The following is a 19,185-nucleotide window of genomic DNA, read 5'->3' as shown; positions in this document are numbered from 1 at the left end:
CTGTCCGTGCGGTGGCCGTCGCGCGCACCCGGGCGGGCGCCCGCGCGCACGACGACCTGCCGTGTCTGGCAAAGGTAGCCCACCGCAGGGTGCGGTGCTTGGCAAGGCACCGCCCACGGACAGCCGTCCCGCGGGTCGTTCGCCGTGGTCGGGCACGGCCGGGCCGCCCTACGACGGCGGCGCGCACGCCGTCCGGCCCGTGTCGCCGAAATCACGCCCTCTTGACCACCCGATGGTGTGACTTACGCGCGCGTTGTGAACACAATGGGTAGACCACCCTGGTCTCGTGAAGAGGCGCGGTCGCCACCAGCGGCCGCGGCCGCGTGCCCGGAGTGGGCCCGAGACGGGTGTCGGCCGTGTACCGCGCGGCCGAGTGCCCGGCATCCGACGAGATATGAGGTTGCTGGTGGCTTCGTACGACGAGACCGGACCGCTGATCAACGGTCTGCTCAGCCAGGTTCCGGACTTCGACCCCGCCGAGACCGGCGAGTGGGTCGAGGCCCTCGACGGCCTGATCGACGACCGCGGGGGCCCGCGCGCCCGCTACGTCCTGCTGAACCTGCTCAAGAGGGCCCGGGAGCGCAACGTCGCCGTCCCGACCTCCCTGACGACCCCCTACGTGAACACCATCGGTGTGCACGAGGAGCCCTACTTCCCCGGCGACGAGGCGCTGGAGCGTCGCTACCGCTCGTGGATCCGCTGGAACGCCGCCGTCATGGTGACGCGGGCGCAGCGGCCCGGCATCGGCGTCGGTGGCCACATCTCCTCCTACGCGTCGGTGGCGACGCTGTACGAGGTGGGCCTGAACCACTTCTTCCGCGGCAAGGACCACCCGGGCGGCGGCGACCAGGTCTACTTCCAGGGCCACGCCTCCCCCGGCGTGTACGCGCGCGCGTTCCTCGAGGGCCGGCTCTCCGCGGACCAGCTCGACGGGTTCCGCCAGGAGAAGTCGCACCCGGGCGGCGGCCTGCCGTCGTACCCGCACCCGCGGCTCATGCCCGACTTCTGGGAGTACCCGACCGTCTCCATGGGTCTCGGCCCGGCGAGCGCGATCTACCAGGCGTGGACGGACAAGTACCTGCACAACCGCGGGATCCGCGACACGGAGCAGCAGGACGTGTGGGCTTTCCTCGGCGACGGCGAGATGGACGAGCCCGAGTCGCGCGGCATGCTCCAGCTCGCGGCGCAGCAGCAGCTCGACAACCTGACGTTCGTCGTGAACTGCAACCTGCAGCGCCTCGACGGCCCGGTGCGCGGCAACGGCAAGATCATCCAGGAGCTCGAGGCGCAGTTCCGCGGTGCGGGCTGGAACGTCATCAAGGTCATCTGGGGCCGCGAGTGGGACGTCCTGCTCAACGCGGACAAGGACCGTGCCCTGGTCAACCTCATGAACGTCACGCCCGACGGCGACTACCAGACGTACCGTGCGGAGTCCGGCGCGTTCATCCGCGAGCACTTCTTCGGCCGCGACCCGCGGACGAAGGCGCTCGTCGAGAACATGACCGACGACGACATCTGGAACCTCAAGCGCGGCGGCCACGACTACCGCAAGATCTACGCGGCCTACGCGGCGGCGCGCGCCCACACGGGCCAGCCGACCGTGATCCTCGCGCACACGGTCAAGGGCTACGCGCTCGGGCCGTCGTTCGCGGGCCGCAACGCGACGCACCAGATGAAGAAGGTCGGCCTGGCCGACCTCAAGGCGCTGCGCGACTCGCTGCGGATCCCGATCACGGACGAGGAGCTCGACGCCAACCCGTACGAGCCCCCGTACTTCCACCCGGGCCCGGACGCGCCGGAGATCCAGTACCTGCTGAACCGTCGCCAGCAGCTCGGCGGGTTCGTGCCCGAGCGCCGCTCGTCGCCGAAGCCGATCACCCTGCCCGGCGACAAGTCCTACGAGATCCTCAAGAAGGGCTCGGGCCAGCAGGAGATCGCCACGACGATGGCGTTCGTCCGCCTGCTCAAGGACCTCATCAAGGACAAGGAGTTCGGCAAGCGCGTCGTGCCGATCATCCCCGACGAGGCCCGCACGTTCGGCCTGGACTCGATCTTCCCGTCGGCGAAGATCTTCAACACCCAGGGCCAGCACTACCTCGCCGTGGACCGTGAGCTCATGCTGAGCTACAAGGAGTCCGAGGCCGGGCAGATCATGCACACCGGCATCAACGAGGCGGGCTCCGCGGCCGCCTTCCAGTCGGTCGGCACGTCCTACGCCACGCAGGGCGAGATCATGGTGCCGTTCTACATCTTCTACTCGATGTTCGGCTTCCAGCGCACCGGCGACCAGTTCTGGGCGGCGGGCGACCAGCTCACGCGCGGCTTCATCATCGGCGCGACCGCGGGCCGCACCACGCTCACGGGCGAGGGCCTGCAGCACGCCGACGGCCACTCCCCGCTCCTCGCGGGCACGAACACCGCGATCGTCCAGTACGACCCGGCGTTCGGCTACGAGATCCGGCACATCGTGCGCGACGGCATCGAGCGCATGTTCGGCCCCGGCGAGCACGGCGTGGGCGCGGACGGCCGCGACCAGAACGTCATGTACTACCTCACGGTGTACAACGAGCCGATGGTCCAGCCGGCCGAGCCGGAGGACGTGGACGTCGAGGGCATCCTCAAGGGCATCCACCGCATCGCCGTGGGCGAGGGCGACGGGCCGCGCGCCCAGATCCTCGCGTCGGGCGTCGGCGTGCCGTGGGCACTCGAGGCGCAACAGCTCCTGCGGGAGGACTGGGGCGTCGCGGCGGACGTGTGGAGCGTGACGAGCTGGAACGAGCTGCGGCGCGACGCGCTCGCCGCCGACCAGGCCGCGTTCCTCGACCCGGCCGCGCCCGCGCGCGTCCCGTTCGTCACGGAGAAGCTCTCCGGCGCCGAGGGGCCGTTCGTCGCGACGAGCGACTACGACCACCTGGTCCCCGACCAGATCCGCAAGTGGGTCCCGGGTGACTACGAGGTGCTCGGCGCCGACGGCTTCGGGTTCTCGGACACGCGCGCGGCGGCCCGCCGGCACTTCAAGATCGACGGCCCGTCCGTCGTCGTGCGCACGCTCCAGGCGCTCGCCAAGCAGGGCAAGGTCCCCGCGGACGCGTCGGCGCGCGCGATCGAGAAGTACCGCCTGATGGACGTCACCGCCGGCACGTCCGGCAACACGGGCGGCGAGGCCTGACCCTCACCGCCTGAAGACGACGACGGCCGGTCACCCTGCGGGGTGACCGGCCGTCGTCGTCTCCGGAGGTGCCCGACGCCGCGGGTCAGGTCCCGGCGCGGTGCTGCTCGGCCTGGGCGACGACGCGCTCGAGGTCGGCGCGCAGCGGCGCGACGCCCCGGGGGTCGCCGTACTCGACGAGCGACTCGAGGTGGTGGCGGGCGTCGAGAGGCCGGTCGGCCTCGATGGCGGCGAGGACGAGCTGGCGCCCGACCTCGGCCTCGTGCTCGCGGGCGCGCCAGTGGCCGACGCCGAGGCCCAGCGCCTCGACCGGCAGACCAGCGGTGCGCAGCACCTCCATGGACTGCGCGAGCGCGTGCCCCGAGGGGTCGCGCTCGGCGGCCGTCGCGAAGCGGCGCAGGGCCGCCTCCGGGTCGTCGTCGAGGGAGAGACGGCCGAGCTCCACGAGCGGGTACCACCCGCGGGGGTGCCCCGCGAGCTCCTCGGCGAGCGCCCAGACCGCGAGGTCGGCGGCGCGCTGCTTCTCGGTCTCGTCCGCCGGGGCGGCCAGGGGGTCGTCCGTGGTCGGTCCCTCGGCGGCCCGACGACGGACCAGCTCGGCCAGCGCGCGGAAGGCCCGCTCGTCGTTCGGGTCGTCGACGAGCATCGCCCGCAGCGCGTCCTCGTGGACCGTGTCGCCACGCTTCTCCCCGGACCGTGGGCGGCGCGTGCCGACGGTCGACGCGGACGTCGGCCGACGCATGAGCTGTCGAAGTCGGGGCATGAGTGCCATTCCCCGACCCTAGCGGGTCGTCCGGGTGCTCACCCAGCGACCCGGTCCCCCGACGACGCGCCGGCCGTCGCGGCGCGCGCTTTGTGGACTGTCCACAACACCGGCCGTATGCTCGGCGCGTGACGGCCACCCCCAGGACCCCGGCGACCGCGCCGGCCCCGACGAGCCCGGCCGGCAACGCGGACAACCTCCAGCGCCTGCGCGACGGCAGCGGCCTGCTCATGTCCGCCGCGCTGCGCCGCCTCGACGACGAGATCCGCTGGTACCGCGAGCTCCCGGCCGAGGACCGCTCCTACGTGGGTCTCGTCGCGCAGTCCGGCATCACGGCGTTCGTCACGTGGTACGCGGACCCGCAGGCCCCGCCGCACGGCGTGAGCGACATCTTCGCCGCGGCCCCGCCCGAGCTCACGCGCTCGATCTCGCTCCAGAACACGCTCCAGCTCGTCCGCATCGTCGTCGAGGTCGTCGAGGCGTACTCCGACCAGCTCGCGGCGCCGGGCGGGGAGCGCGACCTGCGCGAGGCCGTGCTGCGCTACTCCCGGGAGGTGGCGTTCTCCGCGGCCGAGGTCTACGCCCGCGCCGCGGAGGTCCGCGGCGCGTGGGACGCGCGCCTGGAGGCCCTCGTCGTGGACGCGCTCATCCGCGGCGACGGCGACGACTCCCTGCGGTCGCGCGTCTCGGCGCTCGGCTGGGGCGGCCACGGCTCGACCCTCGTCATGGCGGGGACGATCGCCGCGACGCTCGACGAGGTCCGGACGGCGGAGCTGCGCCGCGCGACGCGCCGGGCGGCGGGCGACGCGCTCGTGGGCATCCACGGCGACCGGCTCGTGCTCGTGCTCGGCGGCGAGGGCGACCTCCAGGCCGCGGCGGCGTCGCTCCTGCCGCGCTTCGGGCCGGGCCCGGTCGTCATCGGGCCGACGGTCCCCGGGCTCGAGGAGGCCGCGCGCTCGGCGCAGGCCGCGCTCGCGGGGCTGCGGGCCGCGCCCGCGTGGCCGCAGGCCCCGCGCCCGGTGCTCGCCGACGACCTGCTCCCCGAGCGCGTCCTCACCGGCGACACCACGGCGCGGCGCACGCTCGTCGCCCAGGCGTACCGCCCGCTCGCCGAGGCGACGGGCTCGGTGCTCGAGACGCTGTCCGCCTACCTCGGCACGGGCCGGTCGCTCGAGGCGGCGGCCCGGTCCCTGTACGTGCACCCGAACACCGTGCGCTACCGCCTGCGCAAGGTCTCCGAGATCACCGGCTGGGACCCGCTCGACGCCCGCGAGTCGTTCGTGCTCCAGGTCGCGCTCGCGCTCGGACAGCTCTCGACGGTCCGCTGAGGGGCCGGGCCCGTCCGACGCCTCCGGGGCACTCCGCCGTGTCGCCTTGTAGGTTCGGCACAACCACCCTCCGCAAGGTTGGTGCGCGTCGTGACGTGGCGCACGGGCCTGGCGTTGGCACAGTTGACGGGTGCTCGCCGTCTTGTGCCCTGGACAGGGCTCCCAGTCCCCCGGAATGCTCGCCCCCTGGCTCGAGCTGCCCGGCGTCGCCGACCAGGTCTCCGCGTTCGGCGAGGCCGCGGGCCTCGACCTGCGTGCGCACGGGACGGAGTCGGACGCCGACACGATCCGTGACACGGCTGTCGCGCAGCCGCTCATCGTCGCGTCGTCGCTCGTCGCGCTCCGCGTGATCCTCGACGGGCGCGACACCGCCGACGTCGTCGACGTGACCGCCGGGCACTCGGTCGGCGAGCTCGCCGCCGCGGCCGTCGCGGGGGCGCTGACGGACACCGGCGCGGTCGGGCTCGTCGCGCACCGCGCGCGCGCCATGGCCGCGGCCGCCGCCGCGACCCCGACCGGCATGAGCGCCGTCGTCGGGGGCGACCCCGAGGAGGTCCTCGCCGCGATCGAGGCGGCCCACCTGTGGCCCGCGAACGTCAACGGCGGGGGGCAGGTCGTCGCCGCCGGCGCCCTCGACCACCTCGCCGCGCTCGCGGAGAACCCGCCGGCGAAGGCGCGCGTCATCCCGCTCCAGGTCGCAGGTGCGTTCCACACGCCCTTCATGCAGCCGGCGCTCGAGGAGTTCGAGCCGGTCGCCGCGTCGTGGGACGTCACCGACCCGCGCCTGCCGTTCCTCTCGAACGCGGACGGCGAGTCCTACGGGACGATCGACATCGAGGGCAGCACCTACGGCAAGGCGCGGGACGTCGTCCGCCGCCTCACCGCGCAGATCGCGGCACCCGTGCGCTGGGACCTGTGCCAGGAGACCCTCGCGGAGCTCGGCGTCACCGCGCTGCTCGAGCTCGCGCCCGGGGGCGTCCTCACGGGCCTCGCCCGCCGCTCGCTCAAGGGTGTGGAGGCGGTGGCCGTGAAGTCGCCCGACGACGTCGAGGCGGCCCGCGACCTCGTCGCCCGGCACTCGGTGGCGGCCGGCGCGGCCCCGGGCGTCGACGCGTGAGCGGCGCGACCCTGCGCCAGGCCACGGGCCCGGCGCACTCGCGCATCCTCGCGATCGGCGGGGTGCGCGGCGAGAACATCGTGACGAACGACGACATCGCCGGCCCGATCGACTCCTCCGACGAGTGGATCCGCCAGCGCACCGGGATCGTCACGCGCCGTCGTGCGGGCGCCGACGTGGACGTCCTCGACCTCTCCGAGGCCGCGGCGCGCGACGCGCTCGCCCGGGCGGGCCTGCAGGGCGCCGACGTCGACGCGGTGATCGTCTCGACGGTCACGTACTTCCACCAGACCCCCGCCGCCGCGGCGGTGCTCGCCGAGCGCCTCGGCGCGACGCCCGCCGCCGCGTTCGACGTGTCCGCCGCGTGCGCGGGCTACGCCTACGCCATCGCGCAGGCCGACGCCCTCGTGCGCGCCGGCATCGCGACCCACGTGCTCGTGGTCGGGGCGGAGAAGATGAGCGACTTCATCGACCCGACCGACCGCTCGATCTCGTTCCTCCTGGGCGACGGCGCCGGCGCCGCGATCGTCGGGCCGTCCGACACCCCGGGCATCGGCCCGACGGTGTGGGGCTCCGACGGCGGCAAGGCGCAGGCGATCCGCCAGACGCACGCGTGGTCGGACCTGCGCGAGGACCCCTCGCTCGGGTGGCCCACGCTGCGCCAGGACGGTCAGAGCGTGTTCAAGTGGGCCGCGTTCCAGATGGCCCCCGTCGCCGCCAAGGCGATGGCCGAGGCCGGGGTCGCCCCGGCCGACATCGGCGCGTTCGTGCCGCACCAGGCGAACATGCGGATCATCGACCAGATGATCAAGCAGCTCGAGCTCCCCGCGTCCGTCGCGGTCGCCCGGGACATCGCGGAGACCGGCAACACGTCGGCCGCCTCGATCCCCCTCGCGACCCGGCGCCTGCTCGACGAGGGGCAGGTCCGCTCCGGCGACCTCGCCCTCCAGATCGGGTTCGGCGCCGGGCTCGTCTACGCGGCGCAGGTGGTCGTCCTGCCGTAGGGGAGAATCACCCTGGACGGACGGCCGCCCTCCTCGCGGGGAGGACCCACGCCGTCGGCGGACCCGTCCGTCGCGCGCACCCGTCTGACGAAGTACCGCCCGGCACACCCACCGGGCACCGCCACCGGGACCGGTCGCCGCCGGCCCCACGACAAGGAGAAACCATGGCCTACACCGAGCAGGAAGTCCTCGCCGGCCTCGCGGAGATCGTCGCCGAGGAGACGGGTCTGCCGACCGACGCCGTCGCGCTCGAGAAGTCCTTCACCGACGACCTCGACATCGACTCGCTGTCGATGATGACGATCGTCACCCACGCCGAGGACAAGTTCGGGGTCCGCATCCCGGACGACGAGGTCAAGAACCTCACGACGGTCGGCGACGCCGTGTCCTTCATCACGGGCGCCCAGGCCTGAGCACGCCCCGCCTGCCTCGCAGGCCTGCGGGCGGGCCGGCGTCACCCACGCCGGCCCGCCCGTCCTCCCCGCCCCCGCCGCAACCCCCGAGGAGCACCATGTCCGCCGCTACTGAAGTCGTCGTCACCGGCCTCGGCGCCACCACGCCGCTCGGCGGCGACGTGCCCTCCACCTGGGCCGCGGCACTGGCCGGCGAGTCCGGCGCGCGCACGCTCGAGAACGACTGGGCGGAGCGCTACGAGATCCCGGTGACGTTCGCCGCGACGATCAAGGTCGACCCGGCCGAGGTCCTCGCACGCCCCGAGATCAAGCGCATGGACCCCTCCACGCAGTACGCGATCATCGCCGCGCGCGAGGCGTGGGCGGACGCGGGCAGCCCCGAGGTCGACGGCGACCGGCTCGGCACGGTCGTGTCGTCCGGCATCGGCGGCATCTGGACCACGCTCGACGGCTGGGACACGCTGCGGGAGCGCGGCGCGCGCCGCATGCTGCCCATGACGGTGCCCATGCTCATGCCGAACTCCCCCACCGCGTACGTCTCGCTCGAGCTCGGTGCGCGGGCTGGTGCCCACGCCCTCGTCTCCGCGTGCGCGTCCGGCGCCGAGGCGATCGGCTACGGCGTCGACATGATCCGCGCGGGCCGTGCGGACGTCGTCGTCGCCGGCGGCACCGAGGCCACGATCCACCCGATGCCGATGGCGGCCTTCGCCGCCTCGCGCACGCTCTCGCTGCGCAACGACGACCCGCAGGGTGCGTCGCGCCCGTACGACGTCGACCGCGACGGCTTCGTCATCGGCGAGGGCTCGGGCGTCGTCGTCCTCGAGAGCGCGGAGCACGCCGCGGCCCGCGGGGCCCGCGTCTACGCGCGGCTCGCCGGCGTCGGGCTGTCCTCCGACGCCTACCACATCACCTCGCCCGACCCGGAGGGCCGGGGCCAGGTCGCGGCGATGCGCCGCGCGCTCGAGGAGGCCGGGGTCACCGGTCGGGACGTCGTGCACGTCAACGCGCATGCGACCTCGACCAAGGTGGGCGACCTCACCGAGACGCGCTCCATCCGCTCGCTCCTGGGCGACGACGCCGACCACGTGCTGCTCTCGGCCACGAAGTCGATGACCGGCCACCTCCTCGGCGGTGCCGGCGCGCTCGAGTCGATCTTCACGATCAAGGCCGTCGCCGAGCTCCTCGCTCCCCCGACGATCAACGTCGCGAACCCCGACCCGGAGCTCCAGGTGCCGCTCGTGCGCGACACGCCCGCGCCGCTGCCGGGCGGCGACGTGGTCGCGATCAACAACTCGTTCGGCTTCGGGGGCCACAACGTCGCCCTCGCCGTGGCCAGCGTCTGACCAGGCGCCACGACGACGCGAAGGGCGCCTCCCGGGTCTCCGGGAGGCGCCCTTCGTGGTCCCTGCCGACGGGCGTGCGTGAGCAGTCCCCGCGGCGCGGCGTCGGTGGGCGTCAGCCGACGCGGTGCAGCCAGCGCACCGGCGCGCCGGCACCGGCGTAGCGGAACGGCTCGAGCTCGTCGTCCCAGGCCTTGCCGAGTGCGAGGTGGAGAGCGTCGCGCATCGCCCACGGCTCGCTCACCTGCTCGAGCGCGGCGCGGATCCGGTCCTCGGGCACGACGATGTTCCCGTGCACGTCCGTCTGGGCGTAGAAGATGCCGAGGTCGGGCGTGTGGGACCAGCGACCGCCGTCGACGCCGTGGCTGGGCTCCTCGGTGACCTCGTACCGCAGGTGGGACCATCCGCGCAGCGCGGAGGCCAGCCTGGCGCCCGTCCCCTGCGGCCCCTGCCACGAGTACTCGGCCCGGTAGAGGCCGCGCGCGGCGGGCTGCTCGGTCCAGTCGAGCGACACGCGCACGCCGAGGACGTTGCCCGCGGCCCACTCCATGTGCGGGCACAGAGCACGCGGTGCTGAGTGCACGTAAAGAACACCGCGGGTGATGGCACCGGCCATGTCTGCCTCCCTAGGTCGAGGTTTCGTCTTCCCCAACGTCCTCACCCAGGGCGGGTCCACAGCGCTCGCACAGGTGTCGCGGCGTGTCTCGTGCTCATCTTGCACGACATCGCGCGTGCGCGCGAGAGATCGGGCGGGCGTGCCCGGGACCGACCGGGCACACCCGTGTCAGAGGTGCTCGCGCAGCTCGCGCATCGCCTTCTTGCGCACGGCCCGGTCGAGGCGGTCCAGGTAGAGCATGCCGTCGAGGTGGTCGCACTCGTGCTGGAGGCACCGGGCCATGAGCTCGGTGCCCTCGACCACGACCTCGTTGCCGTCGAGGTCGGTGCCCACCACGCGCGCGTACCAGGCGCGGCGCGTCGGGTACCAGAGGTCGGGGACCGAGAGGCAGCCCTCGTCGCCGTCCTGGTAGTCGTCGGACAGCTCGACGATGCGGGGATTGAGCACGTACCCGATCTCGTCGTCGATGTTCCACGAGAACGCCCGGAGGTTGACGCCGATCTGGTTGGCGGCGAGCCCCGCGCGGCCCTCGTGGTCGACCGTCTCGACGAGGTCGGCGACGAGAGAGCGCACCCGGTCGTCGATGGTGGTGATCTCGTCGCAAGGGGTGCGGAGCACGGGGTCCGGGATGGTCCGGATCTCTCTCATCGCCATGGTCACCATTCTTCCATGCGCGCGGCGTCGTCCGGCCGTCGTCCCCAGCCCCGCACCAGGGCGCGTGTCACATCCGCGCGTACCGCGCCCGCGCGAACGAGTAGAGCCCGTAGGCCGCGAACCCCAGGCCGACGGCGACGAGGAGGACGACCCCGAACGGCTGCGCCGCGAGCGTGGCGAACGCGCTGTCGAGACCGCCCGCCTGCTCCGGGTCGTGCTGGACGGCGGCGACGACGAACAGCACCCCCAGCACGCCGAGCGCGACGCCCTTGGCGATGTACCCGACCTGCCCGAGCGTCACGACGGCGCGTCCCAGGTGCCCGCCGGTCCCGCCCTCGAGGTCCTCGAGGAACTTCTTCCGCCATCCCTTGAGGACGTGGTAGACGCCACCGGCGACGATGCCGACGCCGACCGCACCGACGAGGAGCACACCGCCGGGCTTCTCCATGAGGGTCGCGGTCATGCTCTCCTCCTGGCCGGAGCCACCGGCGGACCCGGTCACGACCTGGAGGGCGATCACCCCGAGCGCCAGGTAGAGGACGGCCTTGCCCGCCGCCTTGAGCCGGTCGGACGTCTCGCCCGCGCCGCTCAGCGCGACGGTGATCTGCCACAGGGCGAGCGCCGCGAACGCGACGACGGCGAACCAGAGCAGCGCGGTACCGCCCGGCGTCTGCGCGATGGCCGTGAGCGCACCGGTCTGGTCGGCCTGCTCGCTGGAGGCCGAGCCGGTCGCCACCTGCACGGCCAGGACGCCGACGACGAGGTGGAGCAGACCGCTCACCGCGTAGCCCGCGCGGGCCAGGAGCTCCAGGGTCTTGCTACCGCGTGCGCCGCGTGCTGCCGCCTTGCCGGTCGAGCTCATGCTCGCTGCCACAGGACCTCCTCGGTCGTCGGGACGCCGCCCCCACCGCGCCGCCGGGTTCTCCGGCCCGCACACGGTGCCAGAACTGCGGGCGCTGCGCACGCCGGGCGCCCATCTCGGGCCTCGTTGATCACGATTCGGTAACGTGCCCCGGATGCCGACGCAGACTCCTCGCCTCGCCGTGCTCGACGGACTCCGGTTCGCCGCCGCGGCCGCGGTGCTCGTGTACCACTTCGTCGCCGTCAACCACCACGCGTGGGGCGAGCGCACGAGCACCTCCCTCCCCGGCGCGCAGGCTGTCACCGCCTACGGGTCCTTCGGGGTCCAGCTCTTCTTCGTCGTCAGCGGCTTCGTCATCCTCATGACCGCCTGGGGCCGCGACGTGCGCGGCTTCGTCGCGTCGCGCGCCGGGCGGCTCTTCCCCGCCTACTGGGCCTCGGTGCTGCTCACCGTGGTCCTGCTGGCGCTCGTCGTCCCCGGGCGGCGCGACGTCGACCTGCCGCAGGCGGCGGCCAACCTCACCATGGTCCAGCGCGCGTTCGGCATCCCCGATCTCGAAGCCGTCTACTGGACGCTCTGGTCCGAGCTGCGGTTCTATGTCCTTGTCGGCGTGCTCGTCGCCGTCGGCCTCACCCGGGCGCGGGTCCTCGCGTTCGTCGTGCTGTGGCCCGTCGCCGGCGCGATCGCCACCCAGACCGGCTCCGAGCTGCTCGCGACGGTGCTCGTCGCCCCCGACGCCCCGCTCTTCGCGGGCGGCATGGTGCTCTACCTGCTGACCCGCGAGCGCCGGTCCCCCGTCCTCTGGCTCGCGCTCACGCTGAACGTGCTCCTCGGTGCGGCGCTCTCCGGCCGGATCCAGTCCGGGCGCATCGAGAACAGCACCGACGTCGTCGTCTCGCCCACCGCATGGTGGGTCGCGATCGTCGTGTGCTTCGCGCTCGTCGCCGCGGCGACGCTCACGCCGCTCGCCCGCGTCTCCTGGGGCTGGCTCACCGCGCTCGGCGCCCTCACGTACCCGCTCTACCTCGTGCACTCGTCCTGGGGGCGGTGGGTCATCGAGTCCGTGCACCCGTACCTCTCGCGCGCCGCGACCCTCGCGGTCGCGGTCGCGGTGTGCCTCGCCCTCGCCTGGGTGATCCACCGCGCCGTCGAGCGCCCGCTCGGGCCCCGGCTGCGCCACGCCCTCGACCGCGACCTGCGCCGCGACCTCGACCGCCCGTCCCACGCCGCCGCCGCCGCCGGGAGCGCTCAGGGTGAGCCGGTCGCCGCGAGGTAGTCGCGCAGCACCACCGCCTGGTTGTGCTCCTCGTCCTTCGCCCCGTACACCAACGTCACCACCGGGTGCTGCCCGACGACGTCCCGCAGCTCCGCGACCGCCTCGCCGTGGGCGTCGAGCTCGGCGCGGTACCGCTCGGCGAACTCGTCGAACAGCCCTTCCTCGTGGTGGAACCAGCGCCGCAGGTCCGTCGACGGCGCGACGTCCTTGAGCCACAGGTCGACGTGCGCCGCCTCCTTGCTCACGCCGCGCGGCCACAGGCGGTCGACGAGCACGCGGAACCCGTCCTGCTCCTCGGCCGACTCGTACACGCGCTTGGTCCGTACCGTCATGAGGCCATGACACCGCGCGCACGCTCGCGCCGCACGCGCGACGCGGGAGGGTGCCCCGTGCAGGACTTGAACCCGCGACCGAGAGATTATGAGTCTCCTGCTCTGACCAGCTGAGCTAACGGGGCGCGCGGGCGAGCATACCGCCCGTGCGGCAGGCGGTCGGAGAGCCGCTACGGTGGGGACGTGTCCTGGTTCCGCCGTCCCGCGCTGCCCGACCCTGTCCGTCGTGCGCTCGACCTCCCGGCCACCGACCGCGTCCTCGCGTCGGCCGAGCTCGCCGACGGTTCGTGGGCCGTCGCGACGCGGGCCGGGCTCCTCACGAGCGACGCCGGAGGGACGACCGTCGACCGGCACCTCTGGTCGGACGTCGACCGGGCGGGGTACGACCCGGAGAGCGCGACGATCACCGTCACGTGGGTCGACGGCGCCCCTCCCCTGGCCCTGCGCCTCGCCGACCCGCGCCGCACGTCTCTCGCGCAGACGCTGCGCGAGCGCGTGCAGTCGTCGGTCGTGCTCTCGGAGACCGTGACGTTCGCCGCAGGCCTCACCGCGCGCGTCGCCGTGCGGCGGGACGCGGACGGCGAGCTCTTCTCGCAGGTCGTCGCCGACCCCGGACTGGACCTGACGGACCCGGAGGTCGAGGCACGGGTCGACGCGGCCGAGGGTCGGGTCCGGTCGGCGTCCGGACTACCCCTCTGAGCCTGCTAGAGTTTTCCCCGGTCGCTGCGGTGCAAACCGCAACGTCCATGGTCGATCCCGCGTAGCTCAGCTGGCAGAGCATCCGACTGTTAATCGGACGGTCGTAGGTTCAAGTCCTACCGCGGGAGCCCTCAAGTTCGGCCCCGGATCGCATTGCGGTCCGGGGCCGAACCTCTTGCCTCTCGAAGGCGAAGCTCCCAGCGGCGCGAGAGCGTTCAACTTCTCCGAGCGCGCGTCGACGCGTCCGCGCCGCTCGCGCGGGGTGGCTTGATCGAGTCCGCCGGGGTCAGGCGATCTCGCCCTCGCGCAGCGTGCGGCGCTCGGCCTCGACGGCGAGGAGGGCGGCGAACGCCTCCTGGTACGCGGCGAGGTCGACCGACGGGTCGAGGCGCTGGAGCCGGCTCTTCGCGTCGGCGACGCGGCGAGTAAGGCCCAGGTCGACGAGGCCGCGCACGACGCCCGCGACGTAGCCGCCGACGACGTTCTCCCGGTCCTCGGGCAGGGGTGCGACGGCGAGCTCGGTCACGAGGCCGCGCACGGGCTCGGCGGCCTGCTCGACGACGGCCTCGACCCAGTGCCCGGCGCCGAGCGACCTGCCTTCGCGCACGCCACCCGCGGCGCGGATCGCGGCGTGGACGGCGCGCCAGGCCGGGACGGCGAACGCGTCCTCGCCCAGGTCGTCGAACATCGGCGGCACGTGCTGGGGGTACTGGAGGACGGCGGCGAGCGCGAGACGTTCCCGGCGGGCGACGGGGTCGCGCGGGTCGGGCAGGGGCAGCGCGGGGACCTCGGGCTCGGGCGACCGGGGCTCGGCACCGGGGCGGGCGTCGTCGGACCGCGTGGTCCGCACGGGCCCGGGTGCGCTGCCGCGCTTGGCGGCCGCGGCGACCTCGCGCCGGACGCGCTCCGCGTCGGTGCCGATCCAACCGGCGAGCATGCGCGCGTACTCGGGCCGCAGCGCCGTGTCGCGGATGCCGGCGACGACGGGCGCGGCCGCTCGCAGGGCGCCGACGCGCCCTTCGGCGGTGTCGAGGTCGAACGACGCGAGCGTGGTCCGGATGACGAACTCGAAGAGCGGCTGGCGACCGTCGACGAGCGCACGCACCGCGTCCGGCCCGCGCGCCATGCGCAGCTCGCAGGGGTCCATGCCGCTCGGCTCGACGGCGACGAACGTCTGGGCGTAGAAGCGCTGGTCCTCGCCGAACGCCCGCACGGCCGCCTTCTGGCCCGCGGCGTCGCCGTCGAACGTGAAGACGACCTCTCCCCCGACGGACGCGCCCGACGCGAGCTGCATGCCGCCGCCCGCGGTCGTGTCGCCGAGGAGGCGCCGGACGATGCGCGCATGGTCCGAGCCGAACGCCGTACCGCACGTCGCGACGGCGGTCGTCACGCCGGACAGGTGCGCGGCCATGACGTCCGTGTACCCCTCGACGACGACGACGCGCTTCTGCTTCGCGATCTCGCGCTTAGCCAGGTCGATGCCGTAGAGCACGTGCGACTTCTTGTAGAGCGTGGTCTCGGGGGTGTTGAGGTACTTGGGGCCCTGGTCCTCGTCGTAGAGGCGGCGGGCGCCGAACCCGATGATCTCGCCCGTCACGTCGCGGATGGGCCACATGAGGCGGCCGCGGAACCGGTCGTAGATGCCGCGCTGGCCCTGGCTCATGAGGCCGGAGGCGACGAGCTCCGCCTGCGTGAAGCCGCGGCCCTGGAGGTGGCGCTGGAGGTTGTCCCAGCCGGTGGGCGCGTACCCGACGCCGAAGTGCTCGGCGTCGGCCCGCTCGAAGCTGCGCTCGGCGAGGAACGCGCGCGCGGCCTGGGCGCCCGGGGCGAAGAGCTGCTCGGAGAAGTACTGGGCAGCGACGCGGTGCGCCTCCAGCAGCCGCTGGCGGCGGCCGGGCTCCTCGCGCGGGCGCTGCGGGCCGCCGGAGTCCTCGTAGCGCAGCTGGATGCCGATGCGGTCCGCGAGGTACTCGACGGCCTCGACGAAGGTCAGGCCGTCGATCTTCTGCACGAACGAGATGACGTCGCCGCCCTCGCCGCACCCGAAGCAGTGCCAGCGCCCGACGCCGGGGCGTACGTGGAACGACGGCGAGCGCTCGTCGTGGAACGGGCACAGGCCCTTGAGCGAGCCGACGCCGGCGGTCTTGAGGGTGACGTGCGCGGAGACGATCTCGTCGATCCGCGCGCGGTCGCGGACGGCTTCCACGTCCTCGCGTCGAATCAGGCCTGCCACGAGGCGAGTCTATGCGCCCCGGACCGGCCCGGCGGGTGCCCCGGCGGCGGCGTCCGTCACCTCCGTCCCGGTCCCCGCCGTCGCCCCCACGAGGGCCGCGCGCGACGCCGCGCAGCGGCGCGCGTACGCGCCCGGGGTGACGCCCGTCGCGCGCGCGAAGTCCGCCCCGAGGTGGGCCTGGTCGTAGTAGCCGACGGCGGTCGCGAGCGCCGCGAGGTCCTGGCCCGGGTCCGCCGCCAGGAGGTCCGCGGCGAGGTGCACGCGGTGCCGCTGGAGCACCCACTTGGGGCTCACGCCGACGGACGCGGCGAACAGCCGCTGCAGCGAGCGCGCGGACGTGCCGACGACCTCCGCGAGGTCCCCGACGCCCGCCCCCGGCCCGAGCTCGCCGCCGACGAGCGCGGCGAACGCTCGCGCGACCCGGTCGAGGTCGCGCGTCGCACGGGGTGTGCGGACCCGCTCGGCCCGGGCGCGCAGCAGGGGCTCGACCGTCCGCGCGGCCTCCTCGTCGCGGCCCGCGACCGCGAGGGCGAGGGCCGCGGCGCCGGTACGCTCCGCCGTCGGGCCGAGCAGCGCCGCGGCCGGGACCTGCACGCCCGAACGCACGGCGTCCGGGTGGCCCAGCAGCACCCGGAAGGCGCCCGGCCGGAGCTTGGTGCCCACGACGGCGCCCGACCCGGTCAGGGTGCGCTCGAACAGCCCGGGCGGGATGCCGTGCGCGACGTACCCCGGCTCCTCGGCGACGACGTTCGCGACCGGGTGGGGCACGAGGACCTGCGTGAACTCCGCGCCGGGCGGCAGGTCCCACCGCACGACCCAGTGCCGCTCCACCAGGTCCGCGAGATCGGGGGCGGGCTCGACGCGCACGAGTTCGAAGCCGCGGCGCGCGGCTGCCGGGTCGACGAGACCGCGGACGGACGTCGTCGGGCGCCGGGGCCCCACGGGGGCACCGGGACCGGCGGGTTCGAACACCTGTCGCATTCCTCCAAGACTGGCACGGCCCGCCGACACGAGCATGGGGGGGACGGCCCGTCCCCGGTGGGCGGGGAACCACGAGGAGGAGGACACCATGGAGATGTCGGCACTGCACCCCAACGTCACGGTGAGCGGCGCGCGCGAGGCGATCGCGTTCTACGAGGCCGCGCTCGGCGCCGAGGTGGTCGACACGATCACGGCGGGCGACGCCGTCATCCACTCCGACCTGCGGCTCGTCTCCCCGGCGGGGACCAGCACGTTCACCGTCGCGGAGGCGTTCCCGCCGGACTCGGTCGCGCCGGAGCCCGGCGCACCGACGCACGCGTCGTTCACCGTCCCGGTCGAGGACGCCGACGCCGCGTACGCGCGGGCGCTCGCGGCCGGCGCGTCGAGCCTCGCGGAGCCGTCGGACTGGTTCGAGGGGTTCCGCCAGGCGGCGGTGCGCGACCCGTTCGGGCACCGCTGGTACTTCGCGACCGTCGCGGACTCCGTCACGGCCGAGGACGTGCAGCGCGCGAGCGACGCGTGGGTCGCGGAGCGCGGCTGACCCGGCCCGTGCGCCCGTCGGTCAGGCGGGCGGGCGCACGAGCCGCGCGTGGAGCTGCATCGCGGAGACGTCGGTGAGCGACGCGACCTGGTCGATCACCACGCGCAGGCGGGCGGCGTCGTCGGGCGCCGCCTCCCAGTCCGCCGCGAACGACGGCTCGAGCGCGACGGGCGCTCGGTCGCCCAGGACGTGCACCAGGTCGGCGATCACCTCGCGCTGGCGCTGGTAGAGCGGCTCCTGCTCGCGCGGCGCCATGACGTACGCGACCGCGACGCCCTTGAGCACGAGGATCTCGGCGACCGTCTCGTCCGGCACGACGAGACGCGCCGCGTACCGCGTCAGCGGGCCGTCCCCGAACAGCGCGCGCGTCGCGTCCTGGGCCGCACCCGTGAACCGGCCGATGAGCTGGCTCGTCGCGTCCTTGAGCGCGGCGAGCGCGCGGCGCGACCCGTCGAACCCGGTCACCAGGTGGCCGGTGGCCTGGAGCCGCGTGATCGCGGCGTCGAGCGCCGCCTCGTCGTACGCGGTGCCGTACCAGGAGTGGACGGCACGCACGACGCGCGCACGCTCGTCGGGGTCGTCGAGCACGGCGAGCTCGATGCGCCCGCCGACGACGGCGTCCTCGACGTCGTGCACGGAGTACGACACGTCGTCCGCGAGGTCCATGACCTGCGCCTCGAGGCACTTCACCTGGGCGGGTGCCCCGGCGCGCAGCCAGTCGAACACCGGGCGGTCGTCCTCGTAGACGCCGAACTTGTGGGTGGGCCGGCCGTCCGCGCGCAGCGGCGCCTCCCCCGCGCCCCACGGGTACTTGACGCTCGCGTCGAGGCTCGCGCGCGTGAGGTTGAGCCCGTACGACCGGCCGTCCTCCACGACCTTGGGCTCGAGCCGCGTGAGGAGGCGCAGCGTCTGCGCGTTGCCCTCGAACCCGCCGACGTCGACCGCGAGGTCCGCGAGCGCCCGCTCGCCGTTGTGCCCGAACGGCGGGTGCCCGAGGTCGTGCGCGAGGCACGCGGTGTCGACGATGTCCGGGTCGCAGCCGAGCGCCTTGCCGATCTCGCGACCCACCTGCGCGACCTCGAGCGTGTGCGTGAGCCGGGTGCGGACGAAGTCGTCGCTGCCCGGCCCGAGCACCTGCGTCTTGGCGCCGAGGCGGCGCAGCGCCGACGAGTGCACGATGCGGGCGCGGTCGCGCTCGAACGGTGTGCGGGCCCGGGACTTCGCGGACTCGACGAACCACCGCTCGGTGTCGGCGTCGGAGTACGACGCCGTGCCCTCCTCGCCGCGCGCCGGGCGCGGGCCGGTCCCCACGACCGCGGGGTCGAACGCCTGCTGCTCGAACGTCTGCACGGGCCCCAGCGTAACGACGCCGGTCACGACGTGGCGGACGGCGTGCGCGCCGTCGCGGGCGTACCCTCCCGCGTATGGGTGCAGCGCGTGCGCTCGAGCTGCGGGCCGTCACCGTCGACGGCCTGGTCGAGGTCGTCCCGTACGTGGACGGCCGGTCGCTCGTGGACGTCGTCGGACGGTTCGAGTCGGCGCGCGGGTACTCCCCCGCGGGCGCGTACGGCGGGCTGGTCCCCGCGTTCTTCCGCTACGGCGACGCCGCGCACCAGTGGTACGGCCGCGGGCGCGTGCCCGCGGGCGGGCGGGCGTGGGTGCTCGCGTGCGACTGCCACGAGGCGGGCTGCTGGCCGTTCGAGGTGGCCGTGGCCGCCGACGCGACCACCGTCACGTGGCGCGACCTCACGCAGCCGTTCCGCCCCGAGTGGGACTACTCCGCGCTCGGCCCGTTCACGTTCGACCGCGCGCAGTACGACGACGCGGTGCGCGCGGTCGCGCACCTGTTCGGCTAGG

The 19,185-nt window shown here is 74.1% G+C and carries 18 protein-coding genes and 2 tRNA genes; 11 read left to right on the top strand and 9 right to left on the bottom strand.

The annotated features are described in order from the left end of the window. The first annotated feature begins 406 nt into the window (after positions 1-406). Positions 407-3,169, top strand: a complete 2,763-nt coding sequence (gene aceE, locus ABIE39_RS09280; protein ID WP_354051452.1) for a pyruvate dehydrogenase (acetyl-transferring), homodimeric type — start codon at positions 407-409, stop codon at positions 3,167-3,169. A gap of 85 nt (positions 3,170-3,254) precedes the next feature. On the opposite strand, the gene ABIE39_RS09275 is transcribed toward aceE, so the two are convergent. After that, positions 3,255-3,941 carry a hypothetical protein gene (locus tag ABIE39_RS09275; protein ID WP_354051450.1) on the bottom strand — a complete coding sequence of 229 codons (687 nt, stop codon included), beginning with the start codon at positions 3,939-3,941 and terminating at the stop codon, positions 3,255-3,257. A 119-nt stretch (positions 3,942-4,060) separates the two neighbouring features. On the opposite strand from ABIE39_RS09275, the gene ABIE39_RS09270 reads away from it, so the two are divergent. The 5 genes from ABIE39_RS09270 (at position 4,061) to ABIE39_RS09250 (ending at position 9,137) form a co-directional block, all read left to right on the top strand. Beyond that, the gene (locus tag ABIE39_RS09270; RefSeq protein ID WP_074809664.1) at positions 4,061-5,260 is read left to right on the top strand and encodes a PucR family transcriptional regulator; all 1,200 of its coding nucleotides are present in this window, start codon (positions 4,061-4,063) and stop codon (positions 5,258-5,260) included. A 130-nt stretch (positions 5,261-5,390) separates the two neighbouring features. Next, entirely contained in the window at positions 5,391-6,377 is a 987-nt protein-coding gene (locus tag ABIE39_RS09265; protein WP_175008391.1) for an acyltransferase domain-containing protein, read from the top strand. After that, positions 6,374-7,381 carry a beta-ketoacyl-ACP synthase 3 gene (locus tag ABIE39_RS09260; protein ID WP_175008390.1) on the top strand — a complete coding sequence of 336 codons (1,008 nt, stop codon included), beginning with the start codon at positions 6,374-6,376 and terminating at the stop codon, positions 7,379-7,381. Before ABIE39_RS09265 ends, ABIE39_RS09260 begins: the two co-directional genes overlap by 4 nt. 164 nt (positions 7,382-7,545) lie before the next feature. Continuing rightward, positions 7,546-7,794: an acyl carrier protein gene (locus ABIE39_RS09255; protein ID WP_021482065.1), complete on the top strand. Its 249-nt coding sequence runs from the start codon at positions 7,546-7,548 to the stop codon at positions 7,792-7,794. A gap of 98 nt (positions 7,795-7,892) precedes the next feature. After that, positions 7,893-9,137 (top strand): beta-ketoacyl-[acyl-carrier-protein] synthase family protein, encoded by a 1,245-nt coding sequence (locus ABIE39_RS09250; RefSeq protein ID WP_354051447.1) that lies wholly within the window; start codon positions 7,893-7,895, stop codon positions 9,135-9,137. Between the two features lie 112 nt (positions 9,138-9,249). Here ABIE39_RS09250 and ABIE39_RS09245 read toward each other — a convergent pair whose 3' ends face one another. The 3 genes from ABIE39_RS09245 to ABIE39_RS09235 form a co-directional block, all read right to left on the bottom strand. Then, positions 9,250-9,750, bottom strand: coding sequence for a DUF3145 domain-containing protein (locus ABIE39_RS09245; RefSeq protein WP_021481145.1), 501 nt, complete (start codon positions 9,748-9,750; stop codon positions 9,250-9,252). Positions 9,751-9,918: 168 nt separating this feature from the next. Then, entirely contained in the window at positions 9,919-10,404 is a 486-nt protein-coding gene (def, locus tag ABIE39_RS09240; RefSeq protein ID WP_074809896.1) for a peptide deformylase, read from the bottom strand. 67 nt (positions 10,405-10,471) lie between these two features. Next, a complete protein-coding gene (locus ABIE39_RS09235) occupies positions 10,472-11,278 on the bottom strand; it encodes a DUF1206 domain-containing protein (RefSeq protein WP_255437085.1) in 807 nt (268 codons plus the stop codon). A 142-nt stretch (positions 11,279-11,420) separates the two neighbouring features. Between ABIE39_RS09235 and ABIE39_RS09230 the strand changes: the two genes are divergently transcribed. Then, positions 11,421-12,542 (top strand): acyltransferase family protein, encoded by a 1,122-nt coding sequence (locus ABIE39_RS09230; protein WP_354051445.1) that lies wholly within the window; start codon positions 11,421-11,423, stop codon positions 12,540-12,542. On the opposite strand, the gene ABIE39_RS09225 is transcribed toward ABIE39_RS09230, so the two are convergent. Beyond that, positions 12,515-12,874, bottom strand: a complete 360-nt coding sequence (locus ABIE39_RS09225; RefSeq protein ID WP_175008387.1) for a DUF488 family protein, N3 subclade — start codon at positions 12,872-12,874, stop codon at positions 12,515-12,517. The two genes, ABIE39_RS09230 and ABIE39_RS09225, sit on opposite strands and share 28 nt — an antisense overlap. A gap of 51 nt (positions 12,875-12,925) precedes the next feature. Next, positions 12,926-12,999, bottom strand: a tRNA-Ile gene (locus ABIE39_RS09220). Positions 13,000-13,057: 58 nt separating this feature from the next. On the opposite strand from ABIE39_RS09220, the gene ABIE39_RS09215 reads away from it, so the two are divergent. Beyond that, the gene (locus ABIE39_RS09215) at positions 13,058-13,573 is read left to right on the top strand and encodes a hypothetical protein (RefSeq protein ID WP_175008386.1); all 516 of its coding nucleotides are present in this window, start codon (positions 13,058-13,060) and stop codon (positions 13,571-13,573) included. Between the two features lie 55 nt (positions 13,574-13,628). After that, positions 13,629-13,701: transfer RNA gene (locus ABIE39_RS09210), tRNA-Asn, on the top strand. A 158-nt stretch (positions 13,702-13,859) separates the two neighbouring features. On the opposite strand, the gene dnaG is transcribed toward ABIE39_RS09210, so the two are convergent. Both dnaG and ABIE39_RS09200 read right to left on the bottom strand, forming a co-directional pair. Beyond that, positions 13,860-15,806: a DNA primase gene (gene dnaG, locus ABIE39_RS09205; RefSeq protein ID WP_257419182.1), complete on the bottom strand. Its 1,947-nt coding sequence runs from the start codon at positions 15,804-15,806 to the stop codon at positions 13,860-13,862. Positions 15,807-15,815: 9 nt separating this feature from the next. Beyond that, complete coding sequence (locus ABIE39_RS09200) at positions 15,816-16,778, bottom strand: AraC family transcriptional regulator (RefSeq protein WP_354051442.1); 963 nt, start codon at positions 16,776-16,778, stop codon at positions 15,816-15,818. A gap of 97 nt (positions 16,779-16,875) precedes the next feature. Here ABIE39_RS09200 and ABIE39_RS09195 point away from each other — a divergent pair, with 97 nt between their 5' ends. Next, on the top strand, positions 16,876-17,328 hold the full coding sequence (locus ABIE39_RS09195) for a VOC family protein (protein WP_175008383.1): 453 nt from the start codon (positions 16,876-16,878) through the stop codon (positions 17,326-17,328). A gap of 21 nt (positions 17,329-17,349) precedes the next feature. Here the strand turns inward: ABIE39_RS09195 and ABIE39_RS09190 are convergent, their stop codons facing one another. Beyond that, positions 17,350-18,639: a deoxyguanosinetriphosphate triphosphohydrolase gene (locus tag ABIE39_RS09190; RefSeq protein ID WP_255437102.1), complete on the bottom strand. Its 1,290-nt coding sequence runs from the start codon at positions 18,637-18,639 to the stop codon at positions 17,350-17,352. Between the two features lie 113 nt (positions 18,640-18,752). On the opposite strand from ABIE39_RS09190, the gene ABIE39_RS09185 reads away from it, so the two are divergent. Continuing rightward, complete coding sequence (locus ABIE39_RS09185; RefSeq protein WP_009862091.1) at positions 18,753-19,184, top strand: hypothetical protein; 432 nt, start codon at positions 18,753-18,755, stop codon at positions 19,182-19,184. Position 19,185: the final 1 nt, after the last annotated feature.

It is taken from the genome of Cellulosimicrobium sp. 4261 (genome assembly GCF_040546915.1).
Lineage (GTDB): Bacteria > Actinomycetota > Actinomycetes > Actinomycetales > Cellulomonadaceae > Cellulosimicrobium > Cellulosimicrobium cinnabarinum.
Note: the sequence above shows the minus strand (reverse complement) of the source record. Positions and strands in the feature narration are given on the sequence as shown.